The sequence below is a fragment of the Asaia sp. SF2.1 genome, from assembly GCF_000505765.1.
GTDB classification, from domain to species: Bacteria; Pseudomonadota; Alphaproteobacteria; order Acetobacterales; family Acetobacteraceae; genus Asaia; species Asaia bogorensis.
Window position 1 is genome coordinate 11202 of record NZ_AYXS01000048.1, and the last position, 3449, is coordinate 14650.

The window sequence follows — 3449 nt, forward strand, 5'->3', positions numbered from 1 at the left end:
CTGTGTGCCGGGCACGATGGTGTAACGTAGCCCCACGCGCCCGGTCAGGCGGGCATAGGAATGGGTGGTGTCTAGGCGTGAGAGATAGGCGCCCTTGCTCGTCAGCGCGCCAGCATCATCGATCGTCCCGCCATTGAAGCCACGATCATCCCAGGAGAAACGGCCCGAGGCGATGAAATCGAGATTATGCAGCACATTGGTGACCGTGTTGATATAGAGCCCGGTCGATACATTCTGCTGCACGAAACGGTCTGTCAGATTGCCGTTGGGCACGCCGAGCAGAAAGGAACGGTAGCTCGTATAGGCCCCGTTGATCTTGTCCCAGGATTCGTAGACGCCCACCGTCAGGTGGAAGCGCTTTGCCAGATCCATCCTGAGATGCATGTCATGGGACTGGGCGAGGGACGTGTCGTTCCAGTGATAATCACCGACATTGATTGATTCACCATCGTAATTATCATAATCGCTGCGACGGAAGGCGTCGAACGCGGTGGTCGAGACGAACTGCCCCCAGTTGAAATCATGGGTGTAATTGATCGAGACGCCGCCGCCATTCTCGTTACGGCCGACGCGGTTCGTGCCCACATTGACTGCGTTATAGGATGCATTCGGCCCCACACCCACCGTTCCTGTCGGAAAACCATTGACCGCATCGCCATCCGTATCCTGGGGCGACATCGAAATGCCCTTGTCGCGCGTGTAATGGATGTTCAGCAGCAGGCTCGAACGGTCATCGATCAGAAAGCGCGTGAGATTGCGCAAGCCCAGCTGATCCTGCGAGCCATAGCGTTTATTGGTGTGGATATCGCGCTGCCAGCCATCGCCATTGATATAGGAAAAGGCGGTGCGGTTCTGGATACGGTCGGTAATCGGCACATTGACGGCTGCACTCGCCGTATTGGTGCCGTAGCTGCTATAGCCCCAATCCACATAGCCGCCGAATTTTCCGTCTGGCTTGACCGCCTCGACCGCGATGTTCCCGCCCGTGGAGCTGCGCCCGTAATCGAAGCCCTGTGGCCCCTTCTCGACGGCGACAGACTGGGTGTCGAACATCTGTCCTGTATAGAACACGGGGTAGGGGGCAAACACGCCATCCTGATAGATACCGATCCCGCCCATATTGTTGCCGGTATAGTCATCGAGCCCGATGCCTCGGATCGAGAAGACAGGCGTGCTGCCAGACGTCGCATTCACGGCGGTAAGGCCCGGCGTATAGGCGGCAATATCCTTGGGGCTGGTGATATGCAGTTCCTGCAACTCGCGGCCACTCAGCACATTGACCGTGGCTGCCGTGGTGAGGAAGCGCTGAGCGCGTGAGCCCGTGACCTGAATGGCCTCCGGGTCGGAATGGGGTGCTGCATGGCGTCGGGCATCGGTGCTGCGCGGCGTATGGACGGCGCGGGATGGGGCAGCGCCATGAAGGGGATGATTGGGTGTCGTGGTGTACGGGCTTGCTGCTGCATGGGCCACACCGCCCATACAGGACCCGTCCAATCCCGAGCCAGCCAGAGCGATCCCGGCAGAGAGTGAAAGCGCCGTGCTGGTGAGGCGGCGAAATCCTTTGGGCAGGCGCGTCATCATGAAAAGGACTCCCGTCAGTGGCTTCCCTGTCATTGAAGAGGCGAAACGACATCCTGTTCGATTGAAAAAAACCAAACCTCACTTTGTCAGATCGTTACCCATATCGCGTCATTCATGGAATTTATGGCAAATCTTCCGGGATCACGCGTTTTGAGACGCTTTTGTCACATGTGGTGAATCATCTGGTCCAGAAACTGGCGCGCACGGGCCGTATCGGGTGCCGTAAAAAACTTCTCCGGGGGGGAAGCCTCCAGCACGACGCCCTTGTCCATGAACACCACGCGGTCGGCAATATGGCGTGCAAACCCCATTTCATGCGTGACGCATATCGTGGTGATGCGTCGCTCAGCCAGGGCGTTAATGATACTGATCACACCCTTGATAGCTTCCGGGTCCAGAGCCGCAGTAGGTTCGTCGAAGAGAATGATATCGGGCGCCATGCACAGGGCGCGGGCAATCGCGACACGCTGCTGTTGCCCTCCTGAAAGCTGGATCGGGTATTTATTGGCCTGTTCGCCAATACCCACCTGCTCCAGATAGCCTCGGGCAAGCGATTCCGTTGCATCGCGATGGGCCTTGCGGACAAGCCGCGGGGCGAGTGTACAGTTTTCCAGCACGGTGAGATGCGGAAAGAGATTATAATTCTGAAACACCATCCCCACTGCCCCGCGCAGCAGGGGCAGGCTTGTCTTGTTGTCGATCACCTCACCATCGATCATGAGCACCCCGCTATCATGGGGCTCGATACGGTTCAGCGTGCGGATAAAGGTCGATTTTCCTGATCCCGATGGCCCCAGAACGACAATTTTCTCGCCATGATCGATATCGAGGCTCACCCGGTCCAGCGCGAGAAACTCGCCATAAAATTTGCTGAGCTTGCGCAGGCTGAGGGCGCAATCGGGATTGGGGGGCAGATTATGCAACATGGTTTGATGTCTCCGCCTCTGCGGTACCAGCCGCCCTGTCTGCGGGTTTTTCCGTGATCATGCCGGGTCTGGCGGCGCTACCGGCGCGACTTGCCCAGACAAACCGTGTTTCGATGCGTTTTTGCAGGTGCAGGAAGGCAAACACCATCACAAGATAATAGACCAGCGCCGCAGCGTAATATTCGGTAAACTCGAAGCTGCGTGCCACCTGGACCTGCGTGATGAACAGCAGTTCCTGCAGGGAGATGACCGAAGCCAGCGAGGTTGTCTTGAGCAGCGAAATGAATTCATTGATGGTGGGCGGCAGCGCCACACGCAGGGCCTGGGGAAAGATCACATGGCGGTAGATCTGTGCCTGACTCATGCCCAGAGCCTGCCCCCCTGCCAGCTGTCCGGGGTCGATGGCGCTCAGTGCTGCCCGATTGATCTCGACCTGATAGGCCGATTCATTGATCGACAGGCAGATCCATGTGGCCAGAAAAGGCGAGAACCAGCTTTCGCGAAACACCGGAAAGAATTGCGGCAGCGCATTCCAGATGAAGAGAAGCTGCAGCAATGTCGGCGCGCCACGAAAAACAGCGACATAGGCCCGCAGGAAAGGGTGCCAGAGTGAGCGCGGGGCGTTGAGTTTCAGGGCAATGGGAATGGAAATAACGATGGCCGCCGCATGAGAAGCGAGCGCAATCGCCAGCGTCATGACGGCGCCCTTGAGGAACGCCATCGAGAAAAGGGCTGAGAAAAACGTGGTTGTGTTGAAGCGCGGTCTTTCACTGTGCACACCGAGCGCCGCCCGTGCAGCCGGGCCGACATTCCATTTTTTCTCAAGGGAGGCGATCTTGCCCTGCTGCTTCAGCGTGGCGATGGCCCCATCCAGCAGCGCCTTGTCCTGCCCGGTGCGGCGCAGATAGATCGCGAATTCCGAATAGCCCGGCAGGGAGGGGG

General features: G+C 58.2%; 3 protein-coding genes. All 3 read right to left on the reverse strand.

Going from position 1 to position 3449, the window contains the following annotated elements; genetic code table 11:
* A partial coding sequence (locus tag P792_RS32945; RefSeq protein ID WP_369794255.1) for a TonB-dependent receptor occupies positions 1 to 1479 on the reverse strand: 1479 nt, incomplete at its 3' end.
* A 266-nt stretch (positions 1480 to 1745) separates the two neighbouring features.
* Positions 1746 to 2507, reverse strand: coding sequence for an amino acid ABC transporter ATP-binding protein (locus tag P792_RS32950; protein ID WP_023979615.1), 762 nt, complete (start codon positions 2505 to 2507; stop codon positions 1746 to 1748).
* A partial coding sequence (locus tag P792_RS39145; protein ID WP_235075514.1) for an amino acid ABC transporter permease occupies positions 2497 to 3449 on the reverse strand: 953 nt, incomplete at its 5' end. The genes P792_RS32950 and P792_RS39145, both read right to left, overlap by 11 nt.

What these genes read in the sequence shown, in the direction of transcription:
- P792_RS32950 (WP_023979615.1), bottom strand. Translation starts at nt 2,507, where the DNA reads ATGTTGCATAATCTGCCCCCCAATCCCGATTGCGCCCTCAGCCTGCGC.